At 64.8% G+C, this 14474-nt stretch carries 14 protein-coding genes; 12 read left to right on the forward strand and 2 right to left on the reverse strand.

Annotated elements, in window-relative coordinates; genetic code table 11:
- Positions 1–10: 10 nt before the first annotated feature.
- The 8 genes from ACR9ZC_RS25540 to bioB all read left to right on the forward strand — a co-directional run bounded on the left by ACR9ZC_RS25540 (position 11) and on the right by bioB (position 9441).
- Positions 11–1141: an acyl-CoA dehydrogenase family protein gene (locus tag ACR9ZC_RS25540; protein WP_481582388.1), complete on the forward strand. Its 1131-nt coding sequence runs from the start codon at positions 11–13 to the stop codon at positions 1139–1141.
- Positions 1142–1204: 63 nt separating this feature from the next.
- Positions 1205–1654, forward strand: a complete 450-nt coding sequence (locus ACR9ZC_RS25545) for a YchJ family protein (protein WP_481582389.1) — start codon at positions 1205–1207, stop codon at positions 1652–1654.
- A 120-nt stretch (positions 1655–1774) separates the two neighbouring features.
- Positions 1775–2869: a patatin-like phospholipase family protein gene (locus ACR9ZC_RS25550; RefSeq protein WP_481582390.1), complete on the forward strand. Its 1095-nt coding sequence runs from the start codon at positions 1775–1777 to the stop codon at positions 2867–2869.
- A gap of 511 nt (positions 2870–3380) precedes the next feature.
- Complete coding sequence (locus tag ACR9ZC_RS25555; RefSeq protein ID WP_481582391.1) at positions 3381–4694, forward strand: dienelactone hydrolase family protein; 1314 nt, start codon at positions 3381–3383, stop codon at positions 4692–4694.
- Positions 4695–5059: 365 nt separating this feature from the next.
- Positions 5060–6439, forward strand: a complete 1380-nt coding sequence (gene bioA / locus ACR9ZC_RS25560; protein ID WP_481582392.1) for an adenosylmethionine--8-amino-7-oxononanoate transaminase — start codon at positions 5060–5062, stop codon at positions 6437–6439.
- Positions 6440–6441: 2 nt separating this feature from the next.
- Positions 6442–7629 (forward strand): 8-amino-7-oxononanoate synthase, encoded by a 1188-nt coding sequence (bioF, locus tag ACR9ZC_RS25565; RefSeq protein WP_481582775.1) that lies wholly within the window; start codon positions 6442–6444, stop codon positions 7627–7629.
- A complete protein-coding gene (gene bioD, locus ACR9ZC_RS25570; RefSeq protein ID WP_481582393.1) occupies positions 7626–8393 on the forward strand; it encodes a dethiobiotin synthase in 768 nt (255 codons plus the stop codon). Before bioF ends, bioD begins: the two co-directional genes overlap by 4 nt.
- A gap of 4 nt (positions 8394–8397) precedes the next feature.
- Positions 8398–9441 (forward strand): biotin synthase BioB, encoded by a 1044-nt coding sequence (gene bioB, locus ACR9ZC_RS25575; RefSeq protein WP_481582394.1) that lies wholly within the window; start codon positions 8398–8400, stop codon positions 9439–9441.
- 4 nt (positions 9442–9445) lie between these two features.
- Here bioB and ACR9ZC_RS25580 read toward each other — a convergent pair whose 3' ends face one another.
- Positions 9446–9871, reverse strand: coding sequence for a hypothetical protein (locus tag ACR9ZC_RS25580; RefSeq protein ID WP_481582395.1), 426 nt, complete (start codon positions 9869–9871; stop codon positions 9446–9448).
- A gap of 203 nt (positions 9872–10074) precedes the next feature.
- Here ACR9ZC_RS25580 and ACR9ZC_RS25585 point away from each other — a divergent pair, with 203 nt between their 5' ends.
- Genes ACR9ZC_RS25585 through ACR9ZC_RS25595 form a run of 3 tightly spaced genes read left to right on the forward strand, consistent with a single transcriptional unit; the run spans position 10075 to position 12625 of the window.
- Positions 10075–11055 (forward strand): 2-hydroxyacid dehydrogenase, encoded by a 981-nt coding sequence (locus ACR9ZC_RS25585; protein ID WP_481582396.1) that lies wholly within the window; start codon positions 10075–10077, stop codon positions 11053–11055.
- A gap of 58 nt (positions 11056–11113) precedes the next feature.
- Entirely contained in the window at positions 11114–12037 is a 924-nt protein-coding gene (locus tag ACR9ZC_RS25590) for a hydroxymethylglutaryl-CoA lyase (protein ID WP_481582397.1), read from the forward strand.
- 45 nt (positions 12038–12082) lie between these two features.
- Complete coding sequence (locus ACR9ZC_RS25595; protein WP_414720248.1) at positions 12083–12625, forward strand: YbaK/EbsC family protein; 543 nt, start codon at positions 12083–12085, stop codon at positions 12623–12625.
- A gap of 247 nt (positions 12626–12872) precedes the next feature.
- On the opposite strand, the gene ACR9ZC_RS25600 is transcribed toward ACR9ZC_RS25595, so the two are convergent.
- Complete coding sequence (locus ACR9ZC_RS25600) at positions 12873–13820, reverse strand: DMT family transporter (protein WP_481582398.1); 948 nt, start codon at positions 13818–13820, stop codon at positions 12873–12875.
- A gap of 127 nt (positions 13821–13947) precedes the next feature.
- Between ACR9ZC_RS25600 and ACR9ZC_RS25605 the strand changes: the two genes are divergently transcribed.
- Complete coding sequence (locus ACR9ZC_RS25605; RefSeq protein WP_481582399.1) at positions 13948–14469, forward strand: Lrp/AsnC family transcriptional regulator; 522 nt, start codon at positions 13948–13950, stop codon at positions 14467–14469.
- Positions 14470–14474: the final 5 nt, after the last annotated feature.

Below are 14474 nucleotides of genomic sequence, written 5' to 3' on the forward strand. Positions count from 1 at the left end.
GACAGATTCAATGGTGCTCGATCAGGATCACACGATGATCCGCGATGCGGTGCGCACGTTCGTGCGCGATGCGATCCTGCCGCATGCCGCAACCTGGGACCGCGACCGCGTCTTTCCAAAAGACGTGCATCGCCAGCTCGCCGAACTCGGCGCGTACGGCGTCATGGTCCCCCCCGAACACGGCGGCGCGGGGCTCGACGCACTCGCGCTGGCGCTGATTCTGGAAGAGATCGCGGCAGGCGACGGCGGGACGTCGACCGCGATCTCCGTCAATAACTGCCCCGTGTGCAGCATCTTGCTGACCTATGGAAGCGACGCGCAAAAGCGCGACTGGCTTGCCCCGCTCGCGCGTGGCGAGATGCTCGGCGCGTTTTGCCTGACGGAGCCGCAGGCGGGCTCGGATGCGTCGGCATTGCGCACGAGCGCGCGACGCGATGGCGACAGCTACGTCATCGATGGCGTGAAGCAGTTCATCACGAGCGGCAAGGAAGGCGACGTGGCCATCGTGCTGGCGGTGACCGACAAGGCAGCGGGCAAGCGAGGCATCAGCGCGTTCATCGTGCCGACGGCGACGCCCGGCTATATCGTCGCGCGGCTCGAGGACAAGCTCGGCCAGCACTCGTCGGACACGGCCCAGATCGTCTTCGAGAACTGCCGCGTTCCCGTCGGCAACCGCATCGGCGCCGAAGGCGAAGGCTACCGGATCGCGCTATCGGGGCTCGAGGGCGGGCGCATCGGCATCGCGGCGCAAAGCGTGGGAATGGCGCGCGCGGCATTCGACGCAGCGCTGGCCTATGCCCGCGAGCGCGAAAGCTTCGGACAACGAACCTTCGATCATCAGGCCGTGCAGTTCCGCTTCGCCGAAATGGCCACGCAACTCGAAGCCGCGCGTCAGCTCGTCTGGCATGCCGCCTCGCTGAAGGACGCGGGACTGCCGTGTCTGACCGAAGCGGCCATGGCGAAACTCTTTGCGTCGGAAGCGGCTGAACGGATCTGCTCGGCCGCGCTCCAGAGTTTTGGCGGCTACGGGTATGTCACCGATTTTCCGGTGGAGCGCATCTATCGCGATGTGCGGGTTTGCCAGATCTACGAAGGTACGAGCGACATTCAGAAAATCCTCATCGCGCGAGGGCTCGCTTGAGTACTCCGCTCGGCCGCGCGGCGCCTTGTGCGCGCCGCGCTTGGCCCGTAATGCGTCTATCCGATGAAGGCTGATCGAATCGAAGCTACGGCGACTGTCTGTCCGTGCGGCGGTGCCGCGCCGGGCCGTGCGCCGACGGCCAAAGCCCCGCTTTTCGCGCAGTGCTGCGGCCGCTATCTGAGCGGCGCCGCCCACGCGCCCAACGCGCTCGAACTGATGCGCTCCCGCTATACGGCCTATGTACTCGGCGATACGGCGTATCTGCGCGCAACGTGGGATCCCGCCACCTGCCCGCGCGATCTCGATGTCGATCCCGCGGCGCCCGACGCGCCCAACTGGCTGGGGCTGCAGATCAAACGCCACGAGGTGCTCGATTCGGCTCACGAATGCGTCGAATTCGTCGCGCGGTTCAAGCAGGGCGGGCGCGGCCATCGGCTGCACGAGCTCAGCCGTTTCACGCGCTCGGACGACGGCCGATGGCGCTATGTCGATGGGGAGGTGAGCGAGCGCTGACTCTCGAGGCAAGTGCAGCCACTCGCGGCCTCGCACGGGCGAATCGGCGAATTTTCGCGCTCCCGCGCGTCGGCCGCTCGGGCACAGTGACAAGCCCAGAATCCGAAACGGTCACGCCTCATGCCCCGATCCGCTCAACGCTCCGATGCGCCCGCGCTCGCGCCCACTCAGATCGCGCTGCTGCTGCAAGGCGGCGGCGCACTGGCCAGCTTTCAGTGCGGGGCGTACGAAACGCTTCAAGCCGCTGGCATCGAACCGGCATGGGCCGTCGGCATTTCGAGCGGCGCACTGAACGCCACCATTCTCGCCGGCAATCCCCCCGAGCGCCGGCTCGAGCAACTGCGCGCGTTCTGGGAGACGATCAGCCAGCCCGCGCTACCCTACCCGCCGGCGCTGCGGGCATGGAGCACTTTCGTGCGGGGCCGCGCGGGCTTTTTTCGGCCCAAGCCTGTGCCGACCTTCATGCAGCGCTATTACGGCTCGGAATTCGAGAGCTGGTACGACGTCTCGCCGCTGCGCGACACGCTCGAACGGTTCGCCGATTTCGACCGCATCAACGATGCGCGCTCGATGCGCTTGTCGCTCGGGGTGGTGGAAGTACGCAGCGGCCGATGCGTCTATTTCGATAACCGGCGTACGCGGCTCACGGCCGAGCACGTCCTGGCCAGTTGCGCATTACCGCCCGGATTTGCCCCCATCGAAATCGACGGCATGCACTATTGGGATGCCGGCCTGATCTCGAATACGCCGCTCGAGTGCCTGCTGCTCGATTGGCCGCAGGTTCCGACGCTCGCCATTGCGGTCGATCTCTGGCGGGCACCCGGCACCGTGCCCGTCGATTCCACCGCGATTGCGTCCGTCATGCAGGACCTCCAATACACGGCTCGGACGCAACCCACGCGGGCCATGCTGGATGCGATGGACGAGACAAGGGCGTCGCTCGCCGCACTCCTCGACACCGTCCCCGAGACGTGCCGGCAAACGTCTGCCTACGACGACGCACGCGCGACGCTCCAAAGGCCATCGCTGAGCGTTCTGGATGTGGTCTACGACGACAAGCCGTGCCAGGACTATTACAAGACCTTCGACTTTTCGCATCCCCAGCTCGAAGCACACTGGAAAAACGGCAAGCGTGCGATGCGCGCGGCGCTCGCACGCGACGGCGACACCCTCGGCCTGATGACCCACTTGCCTGCGCAGCGAGCCGTTGCCTGAGCGGTTCGCCGATCCGTGTCCGCAGTTCGCCGACTATTCGGATTCCTAAATAGTGGGTATCGCTCGAAATACCGCCAATTAAGCGTCCGCTGACTCCGCATCACTGCGCCGATGCCCAAACGTTTGCGCAAACAAACTGGGGTTGTCCTCCATTTGCGCGCGCATTTTGTCCAGCTAGGATGAGCATCGCGCATGTCGCGTATCACTCAGACGATTCTTCTTTTGCGGGTCGTCGCCGGCCGGGTTTGGCCGGTCGATGTCGCGTGCGGCGATAGATAGCAGACCTATCTAGCTCGCCGGCGTGACGGATACGCGTCGTGCTCCCGTGTTCCTACGCCAACGATGCCCAGCTGCGCCGCGCACCGAATGGGCGAATTGCAGCCTTTGCCCGCCTCTTTTCCGGCAAAAGCTCAGCAACGCGAACACGGATACTGATCCGGGTCGGCAGTAAGCAGTCCTCGGGACGAAGACCCGTCGTCGGCATGCATTTGATTTCAGAGCGGGCACACGCATGAGTTGGAAAAAAGTATTGGTAGGTGGATTGTGCGTGTGCGCCTGGGCGACGGCCCAGGCGGGTTCGGGCGCGACGGCGCAAAATCCCGTGCTCGCCTCGAACGAACCGGGCCCCCTTTCCGCACCGAGCGTCACGCGGCTCGAGTTCGGCGACACGGGCCTGCCTCACGTTGCTTCCGACTTGAACGAGCGTATCGTACGCATCCCCGTCGATACTGTGGGCTCGATCACACTCGAGGCGACAATCTTCAAGCCCGACGGCCCGGGTCCGTTCCCGACGGTCGTTTTCAATCACGGCAAGATGCCGGGCGATCCGCACGCGCAGGCGCGCAGCCGTCCGCTCGCCTTCGCCCGGGAGTTCGTACGCCGCGGCTACGCGGTCGTCGCGCCCAATCGTGAAGGCTTCGCCGGTTCGGGCGGCACTTATCGGCAAGAAGGCTGCGACGTCGAGAAAAACGGCATGGCGCAAGCCGACGACGTCGCTGCGACGATCGCCTATATGTCGAAGCAATCGTATGTCGACGCGGCCCACATCGTCGTGGCAGGCACCTCGCACGGCGGCCTCGCGACGATTGCCTATGGCGCCACAACTACCGCGCCAGGCGTGCGCGGCCTCATCAATTTCTCGGGCGGGCTGCGCCAAGACGCCTGCGAGGGTTGGAAGGACAATCTGACGCACGCATTCGAGGCCTATGGCCAACATGAGCGGCTGCCGTCGCTGTGGCTTTACGGCGACAACGACTCGATCTGGCCCTCCGATCTCGTCTCCCGGATGTACGCAGCGTATGTCGAACATGGCGCGCATGCCCGCATGGTCGACTTCGGCTCGTACAAGAACGATGCGCACCGGCTCGTCGTCGATCGCGACGGCGTGCAGGTCTGGTGGCCGGCCGTCGATGCGTTTCTCGCGCGCATCGGCATGCCGACGCGCATGCAGTACCGCGTCGACAATCCGCCCCTGCCGCAGGCGACGGGTTATGCCGCCGTCGATTCGATCAACGCCGTGCCTTATGTCGACGCCGCCGGGCGCGCCGCCTACAGCAAGTTCCTCCGTCAGTTCCCGAGCCGGGCTTTCGCGATCTCGTCCTCCGGCGCGTGGTCGTGGGCCGAAGGCGGCGACGATCCCGTTGCCGTTGCGCTGAACAATTGTCGCCGCGAGAACCACGGCGCCGCCTGCAGCCTCTATGCAGTCAACAGCGAAGTCGTCTGGCAGGACGGCACGCGAACCGCATCGACGCGCAACGACGCAGGCGATCACGAGGCTTCGGCGAACACCGAGGCTATCGCCGCAGGTTCGCTCGCGAGCCGCTGATCCCATTCCGAGTTCGATCCGCAGCGGGACGTGCAAAGGCACGTCCCGCTGCGTTTTTGCGCTCGAATCCTGGCCTTTCGATAGGTTTTTTTGGGGGCGTGAGGTCACTTTGCCGTCGTCAACGGTGGGCAACGCACGGTTTCTGATGTGAAGCGCCCCGAGCTGTATCGAACAGGCGCGATCTTGCCCGTCTTCGCCATCCGATTTCACGCGTGCATCGGCTCCAGGAACGCGTTACTCTCACGTCCGTTTTTGCGATCCGCGATTGCTGCCGCGCCCACGAAGTGCGATACATGTGGCCGTTTTAATGCAGCCGCATCGCGCACGAAGAGCGCCGAGGCACGCCTGAACATTCGGAGTAGCGATTGGATAGAGACGCGAACATCGGGACGAATAACGACACGAAACGCATCGCGCGCGACGATTGGGTCACGCGCAGTCTGCAGGCCGTCTGGCATCCGTGTACGCAGATGAAGCACCACGAGCGCATGCCGCTCGTCGCCGTCTCGCGCGGCCAAGGCCCGTGGCTCTACGACCATGCGGGGCGGCGTTATCTCGATGCGATTAGCTCATGGTGGGTGAATCTCTTCGGCCACGCGAATCCGCAGATCAATGCCGCGCTGAAAGCCCAGCTCGATACGCTCGAGCACGCGATGCTCGCCGGCTGTACGCATACGCCGGCCGTCGAGCTTGCCGAGCGGCTTCGCGCACTGACGCAAGGCACTCTCGGTCACGCGTTTTTTGCATCGGACGGCGCATCGGCCGTCGAGATCGCGTTGAAGATGAGTTTTCACTACTGGCGCAACCGGGGGCAGGACGGCAAGCGCGAATTCGTCTGCATCGCGAACGGCTATCACGGCGAAACGATCGGCGCACTCGGCGTAACCGATGTGGCGCTGTTCAAGGACGCTTACGATCCGCTGATCCGGCGCGCGCACGTCGTCGCGTCGCCCGATGCGCGCGCTGCAAAAGAAGGCGAGCAGGCAGCCGACGTCGCGGCCCGGGCACTCGACGACGTCCGCCAGCTCCTCGAATCGCGTGCGCAGCAGATCGCCGCGGTGATCGTGGAGCCGCTCGTGCAGTGCGCGGCGGGCATGGCCATGCACGATCCATCCTACGTAAGCGGCTTGCGCGAGCTGACCGAACGCTATGGCGTGCATCTGATCGCCGACGAAATCGCGGTCGGATGCGCACGCACCGGCACCTTCTTCGCGTGCGAGCAGGCACATATCTGGCCTGACTTCCTGTGTCTCTCCAAGGGCATCACGGGCGGCTATTTGCCGCTGTCGATCGTGCTTTCCCGCGATACCGTCTTCGAGGCCTTTTACGACGACGATACCGCGCGGGGCTTTTTGCACTCGCATTCCTACACCGGCAACCCGCTCGCCTGCCGTGCGGCGCTGGCAACGCTCGATCTTCTCGGGCACGCGAACGTGCTGGCCGAAAACGAGCGTAAATCGTCGCTTCTTTTCGAGGCACTGGCGCCGCTCGCCCGGCACCCCGCCGTGCGCAACATGCGCCGCTGCGGAACGATCGTCGCATTCGATGCCATGCTCGAGCCGGACGCCGCGCGCACGTTCTCGCGGCGCTTTTTCGAAGCCGCGCTCGAGCGCGAGCTGCTGCTGCGGCCGATCGGTACGACCGTCTATCTGATGCCGCCCTATGTTCTCGACGACGAAACGATCGCGTGGGCCGCGGCCCGCACGCGCGAGACGTTCGAGGCGACGATCGAATATCGGGGGTGACGATGTACTTGCTCGAAACGCTGCGCGAGGGTCTCGCCGAACTCGATTCGCGCGGCCTGAGACGGCATCGGCGCATTGCCGAGACGGCCTGTGCCGCACATATGCGCGTGGACGGCCGCGAGATCGTCGGCTTTGCCAGCAACGACTATCTCGGCCTGGCCGCTCATCCGGCCCTCGCCGCCGCCGTCGCGGAGGGCGCCGAACGATACGGCGCGGGCAGCGGCGGTTCACATTTGCTGGGCGGCCACTCGCGCGCTCACGCGCAACTCGAACAGACACTCGCGGCGTTCTGCGGCGGCTTTGTCGATACACCGCGCGCGCTGAGCTTTTGCACCGGCTACATGGCGAACGTCGCGACCCTGACCGCACTCGCCGGACGCGGTACGACGCTCTATTCGGATGCGCTCAATCATGCCTCGTTGATCGATGGCGCGCGCCTCTCACGTGCCGACGTCCAGATCTACCCGCACGCCGATACGGATGCGCTCGCGGCGATGCTCGACGCATCGGATGCGGGCGTCAAGCTCATCGTGACCGACGGCGTATTCAGCATGGACGGCAACGTCGCGCCGCTGGCCACGTTGCTCGCGCTGGCCGAGCGTCACGGCGCGTGGCTCGTCGTCGACGATGCGCATGGCTTCGGCGTACTCGGGCCGCAAGGGCGCGGCGTCGTCGCTGAGCTCGCGTTGCGCTCCCCGCATCTCGTCTACATCTGCACCTTCGGCAAAGCCGCGGGCGTCGCGGGGGCCGCGGTAATCGCACACGAGACCGTCATCGAATGGCTCGTGCAACGCGCGCGCGCCTATATCTTCACGACGGCGTCACCGCCTGCCGTCGCGCACGCGGTATCGGCCAGCCTCGAGCTGATCCGCGGCGACGAAGGCGATGCCCGGCGCGCGCATCTGCGGGCATTGATCGAACGCACGCGCGCGATGTTGCGCGCCTCGCAGTGGCAGCCCGTCGATTCGCACACGGCCATTCAGCCGCTCGTCATCGGCGATAACGAAACGACGCTCGCGCTCGCCGCCCGCTTCGACGCCGAAGGCTTGTGGGTACCCGCGATTCGGCCGCCGACGGTCCCCGTCGGCACGTCGCGGCTGCGCATATCGCTTTCGGCCGGGCATTCGTTCGACGATCTTGCACGGCTCGAAAACGCACTGTCGCGCATAGAAGCGGGAGGCAACGCATGAGCGCATCGCTCTCGAGCGCGTTGTCCGTTTTCGTGACGGGCACGGACACCGAAATCGGCAAAACATTCGCTTCGTGTGCGTTGCTGCATGGCTTCGCTCACGCGGGGCTGCGCGCGGCCGCGATGAAGCCGGTCGCCGCGGGCGCGTTCGAGCGCGACGGCGTATGGCATAACGAAGATACCGATGCACTCGATGCAGTTGCGAATACACCGTTGCCGCCCGAACTGCGCACGCCGTTCCTACTTCGGGCGCCGGCCGCTCCGCACATCGTCGCGGCGCACGAAGGTGTCGCACTCGATATCGAGCAAATCGTCGCCTGCCATCGCGAAGCGATGCGGCGTGCCGATATCGTCGTCGTCGAAGGCGTCGGCGGATTTCGCGTACCGCTCACCGATACGCGCGACACAGCGGACCTTGCCGTCGCGCTCGGCTCGCCCGTCGTGCTCGTCGTGGGCGTGCGACTGGGTTGCATCAACCATGCGCTGCTCACGGCGCAAGCCATTGCGCAACGCGGCTTGACGCTCGTCGGATGGATCGCGAACGTCGTCGATCCCGACATGCGCTTCATCGACGAGAACATCGATACGCTGCGCGGCTGGCTCATGCGCGAGCATGGCGCGCCGCTCATCGGCTCGGTGCCCTGGCTCACACCCGCCTCCCCCGAGCGCGCCGCCGCGCGGCTCGACGTTTCATCGTTGCTGCTCGCGCTGCGCACGGCGCGGGCGTCGGCCTCCCAGCATTCATTGCATCCCGATCAGGACTGACGACATGACATCAGCACAGACTGCCGCCCCTGCCGCTCCGGCCCCGACATCCGCTACCGAACCCGGAAGTGCCGCCGCATCGCGCTGGCGCGTGGCCGATGTGGTCGCGCTTTACGCGTTGCCGTTCAACGATCTGCTCTACCGCGCGCAACAGGTGCATCGCGAGCATTTCGACGCCAACGAAGTGCAGCTTTCGACGCTGCTCTCGATCAAGACCGGGGGCTGCGAAGAGGATTGCAAATACTGCTCGCAGTCTGCCCATTACGACACCGGCCTGAAGGCCGAGAAGCTCATGGATGTCGATGCCGTCCTCGCCGCGGCCCGGACTGCGAAAGAGAACGGTGCTACACGTTTTTGCATGGGGGCGGCGTGGCGCAATCCCAAGGAGCGCCATATGGAGCCGATCGAGAAGATGATCCGAGGCGTCAAGGCCATGGGACTCGAGACCTGCATGACGCTCGGCATGCTCGAAGCGCATCAGGCCAAGGCACTCGGAGAAGCCGGCCTCGACTACTACAACCATAATCTCGACACGTCGCCCGAGTTCTACGGACAGATCATTTCGACACGCACCTACGAGGACCGGCTTCAGACGCTCGATCGCGTGCGCGATGCGGGCATCAACGTTTGCTGTGGCGGCATCATCGGCATGGGCGAATCGCGCCGCGAACGTGCGGGGCTGATTGCGCAGCTCGCGAATCTGGACCCTTATCCGGAGTCGGTGCCGATCAATCACCTCGTCGCCGTTGAAGGCACACCGCTCGAGGCAGTCGAACCGCTCGATCCGTTCGAATTCATTCGCACGATCGCCGTGGCGCGCATCACGATGCCGCGTGCGATGGTGCGCCTCTCGGCAGGCCGGCAGCAGATGAACGATGGGCTGCAAGCGCTCGCATTCCTGGCCGGGGCGAATTCGATCTTCTACGGCGATGTGCTGTTGACGACGGGCAATCCGCAGGCCCAGAGCGATCGTAAGCTGCTGGAGCGATTGGGGATGCGCGCCCAGGGCGCAGGCGCCATGCCGGGCGCCGATAAGGGCGGTCGCTAACTCCTCATACCTTGTCCTCCAGGCGGACCACCCTGAACTGGCTCGACGGGCCGAACTCGGTTGCCTCGGCCGCGAGGTAATGCATCGGGCGGCCGATGTCGACACGCGAGATATATCGCCCTTCGTCGTCTTGCAGTGTCATGAGCGTTTGCGCTTCATCGACGAATCGATAGGTGAAGTCCGTCAGGCCTTCTTTCTTGGCTATCACGAGGTGATCGACGTGTGGGGTCGCGGGATCGGCCCCGAAGGCCCAACCGCGGTCCGTGGCAGGGTTGTAGAAGCGGACGAGCCGATCGACAGGATCGAACGCGGCCTGGAAACGGCACGAATCGCCCGCGCGTTCGTTTCTGATCGTCAAATCGCCAAAGGCCGGGTCGACACAGGCGAACCGCCCGTTGTCCGACATCAAATACATCGATTCGATATGCACGCTATGACTCCATTGAGTTGGAAAGCGGGCGCATCTTATCGGCCGCACACCGTGTGCAATAGCGGCAGGCGAAGGATTGGGACGCATTCACCGGTAGAGCCTTCGCCGCGCGCGATGCGCGTCGTGCGACGCAAGCACGTAAAATACTGGGCTTCGAGCCATTCGGGGTGCAACACGCACGCCAAGCCATCCGCCGAGTCCGCATGAAAGTCCTCTTTTTCGCGCCCGAAACGGGCGACGCCGATGCATGGCGCGCGTCGCTCGCGCGCGTCCTGCCCGACGCCGACATTCGCGTCTGGCGCCCCGGCGATACGGCCTACGCCGACTACGCGATCGTCTGGCGCCCACCGCGCGAGCTGTTCACCGCGCGCGAGGGGCTCAAGGCGGTCTTCAACCTCGGCGCCGGTGTCGATGCGATCCTGCGTTTCGAGCGGGAAGCGCCGGGCACGCTTTCTCCGGACGTGCTGCTGATTCGCCTCGAAGACACGGGCATGGCCGCGCAGATGAACGAATACGCGGCGTACGCCGTTTTACGCTACCTGCGCCGCTTCGACGAATACGAACTCATGCAGCGCAGCGGCGAGCCTCACTGGCAAGTGCTCGATCCGCATCCGCGCGAGACGTTCGTCGTAGCCGTGCTCGGATTGGGCGTGCTCGGCACGCAAGTCGCGCGCACGTTGGCGTCGTTCGGCCTGCCGGTGCGCGGCTATAGCCGCAGCCTGAAGACGCTCGATGGAATCGAAACGTTCGCGAGCGACGCGGCGCCGGGCGACGCTGCGCCGGGCGCCGCCGCGCTCGACGCATGTCTCGAGGGCGCGCGGGTGGTCGTCAATCTCCTGCCGAGCACGCCCGAAACCGAAGGCGTTCTGAACCGGCGCACGTTCGGGCGTCTCGCGCGTGGCGCTTACCTCGTGAATCTCGCGCGTGGCGCACATGTCGTCGAGGAAGACCTGCTCGACGCCTTGCACGAGGGTCGGATCGCAGCCGCAACGCTCGACGTCTTCAGAGAAGAGCCGTTGCCCGCGGGCCACCGCTTCTGGCGCGAACCGCGCGTGACGATTACGCCGCATACTTCCGCGCAAACGCTTCGGGAGCCCGCCGCGCAGCAGATTGCCGCCAAGATCGCCGCGCTTTCCCGCGGCGAAGCCGTGAGCGGTATCGTCGATGTAGCGCGCGGTTATTAACGTTGCGTATCCTGTCGATTGTGAGCATTCCTGAACGAATTGAATCCGGAGACATCCCATGTCATTGCCGCGCGCAGTGAAGATTGTCGAAGTCGGCCCGCGTGACGGGCTGCAAAACGAGAAAGCGTTCGTGCCGACCGCGGTGAAGATCGATCTCATCGACCGGTTGTCGGAGGCGGGGTTTGCGAACATCGAGTCGGCCTCGTTCGTTTCGCCGAAGTGGGTGCCGCAAATGGCCGACGGCGCCGAGGTGATGGCAGGCATTGCGCGCCGCACCGGTACCCTCTATTCGGCGCTGACGCCGAATTTGCGGGGTTTCGAGGGTGCGCTTGCCGCACGGGCGGACGAGGTCGTCATCTTCGGCGCGGCGAGCGAGGCGTTCTCGCAGCGCAATATCAACTGCAGCATCGCGGAAAGCATCTCGCGCTTCGAGCCCGTCGCACGTGCCGCACAAAATAACGGGCTGCGGCTGCGCGGCAGCATCTCGTGCGCGCTCGGCTGTCCCTATCAGGGCGAAGTGCCCGTGTCGGCCGTGGTGGACGTCGTACAGCGCATGGCCGATCTCGGCTGCGACGAAATCGACATCGCCGATACGATAGGCGTGGGTACGCCGAAGCTGACCCGCGAAGTGTTGTCGGCCGTGACGAAGGTTTTTGCGCGCGAGAAGCTCTCGGGCCACTTCCACGATACCTATGGGCAGGCGCTCGCCAACATTTACGCGGCGCTGCTCGAAGGCATCGAGATCTTCCACGCGTCGGTGGCCGGTCTGGGTGGATGCCCGTACGCCAAGGGCGCGACCGGCAATGTTGCAACGGAAGACGTGCTTTACCTGATGAACGGTCTCGGCATCGAAACCGGGATCGATCTCGATCGCGTGGTGGCCGCCGGTGAGTTCATCTCGAGTTCGATCGGCAGAGCCAATGTGTCGCGTGCAGGCCGCGCGCTGCTCGCGAAAAAGGAAAGCCAACAGGAATCGAAATAGGCGCCCGCGCGCCGGCTCATTCATCCAGATAACCAGCGTTTTACCATGAGCGACGAACACTATTTGCCGAGCAATATGCCGGAGACTCCCGATGCCTCGGAGCCTTTGGATGCGCTGCCCGAATCGGCCCGGCGCGTGGCACTGTTGCTGCGCGAATGCGGCCATGAAAAACCCGTGGTGATGCTGCCGCAAACCGGCAAGACGTCGGCCGAGGCCGCTTCGGGGCTGGGCTGCTCTGTCGCCCAGATCGCGAAATCGATCCTCTTCAGGCGTCGCGACGACGATGCGCCGGTGCTCGTCATCGCAAGCGGCGCGAATCGCGTCGATGAAGAGAAAGTGGCACAGCGCGTGGGCCCCGTCGCACGCGCCGATGCGAAATTCGTACGGGAAAAGACCGGTTACGCGATCGGCGGCGTCTGTCCGATCGGCCATGTCACGGCACCCGTGACGCTGATCGACGAGGACTTGCTGCAGCTCGATAGCTTGTGGGCGGCTGCCGGCCATCCGCATGCCGTGTTCAATCTCTCGCCCGAGGAATTGATCGCGCTGACGGGCGCACCGGTGGCCGATGTGGCGCTGCGGGCGTGAGGCCGTGCGGCGCCGCTGGCCCAGCCCTGGTTCGCGCTCGAGCGCGAACCGCTGGCCGCAAAAAGAAAAGCCGCTCGCCATAACGGACGAACGGCACAATTTTTTCGACGTGATCAGCGTCATATGGATGATACCGACGCGCGCTGCGTCGCCGCATCGGTGAAATCCCTGCACAGCCTGGCGCAGTTCGAGGCAAAGTAGCCGCGCTGGCGGCGGCGCGTCTCCGGGCAAGCCGGCCAGTCGCGAATTACTCGATTCCCCTGGCCAAACGGCGCCGCAGCTTGCCCTGCTTCATCGCCTGAGCCAGCTTCGATTTCCCCAAAGCCGGCCCCAAGTTGACGCCGGCCGCCGCCATCAGAATCATCGCCGCGCCGATCCATTGGATCCATTGCAGCGTCTGCCCAAACGCAATTCGATCGACGATGATCGCAACAACCGGGTAAATGAAAGACAGCGCCCCCGTCATGGCTGTCGGCAACTTCTGGATCGCCCCGTAGAGCAGGACGTACATCAACCCAGTGTTGACGATGCCCAGCGTCGCGAGATTCGCCCAAGGCCCGGCCGTCCGAGGCAGCGCATGAAAATCGACGAACGGCATCAGCATCAACGCACCGAGTGCGACCTGAATCAACGCGATCAAATGCGGTGGCGTGCCGGCCAGCCGCTTCGTGATGATCGACGAAACCGCGTAGCACAGCGCGGCGCCGAGTGCGAGACCGATGCCTTCGAGGTATTCGCCGGGCAGAGCCAGCACACTCGGTTCCACCTTTACGACGAAGACGAGCCCGACGAACGCGACGACGAGCCAAAGTACCGTGGACACCGTGATGCGTTCGCGGAAAACGATCGCTCCCAGCGCCACGAGCATGAACGGCTGCGTGTTGTAGGCAGCGGTCGCCATCGAGATCGAAGCCCGCGAATAGGCGGCGAAGAGCAGGACCCAGTTCGCCACGATAGCCGCGCCGCCGACCGAGGCCCAGCCGACGACGCGCCACGACAGCGCGTCTCGCCGGATCAATCCGAGCCGCGCGCAGACGATCGCGAGCGTGGCCGCGCCGAGAACGCAGCGCACGAATACGATATTCAGCGGCGATTGCCCGGATGTCACGACTAGCCAGCCGATCGTGCCCGACATCAGCATCGCCGCACTCATTTCAAGCGCGCCGCGCCGGATTCCCTGGTTTTGATTCGTCATTGCTTGGCTCCCTTCGGCATCGGTTTCGGTGCAGGTTCGACGCACTCCAGTCTAGCGATGACACACGCTCGAACACAGAGCTAAACTAAGGCCGTTTAGCGTATCGGACTTCGAAACGAAGGAAAAAATGGGCAAACGCCTTTCAGACCCGCCGGAGACGGCTGGCGGTGCGCTCGACGCGATCGATCGCACCTTGCTGCGGCTACTCGCCGAAGACGGGCGTGCGGCCATCGCCGATCTGGCCCGTGAGGTCGGCCTGTCGGCACCGAGCACGGCCGAGCGGCTGAGACGACTCGAAACGCAAGGGGTCATCGGTTGTTTCACGATCGAAATCGACCCGCGCGCGCTCGGTTACACGATGCAGGCCATCGTGCGCGTGCGGCCGCTGCCCGGGCAGCTTCATCTCGTGGAGGAAGCGATCCGGCGCATCCCGGAGTTCGTGGAATGCGACAAGGTCACCGGCGAAGACTGCTTCGTCTGCCGGCTCTATCTGCGTTCGATCGAAGACCTGGACGGCATTCTGTCGAAAGTCGCGGATCGCGCGGAAACGAACTCGGCCATCGTCAAGTCGACGCCGATTGCCCGCCGGCTTCCACCGCTCGACAAAGCTCCGGAGCCGGCATCGCGCGTCGCCAAACGGCCACGGTGAGGGAA

It is taken from the genome of Trinickia sp. HAY1-2D (genome assembly GCF_056754935.1).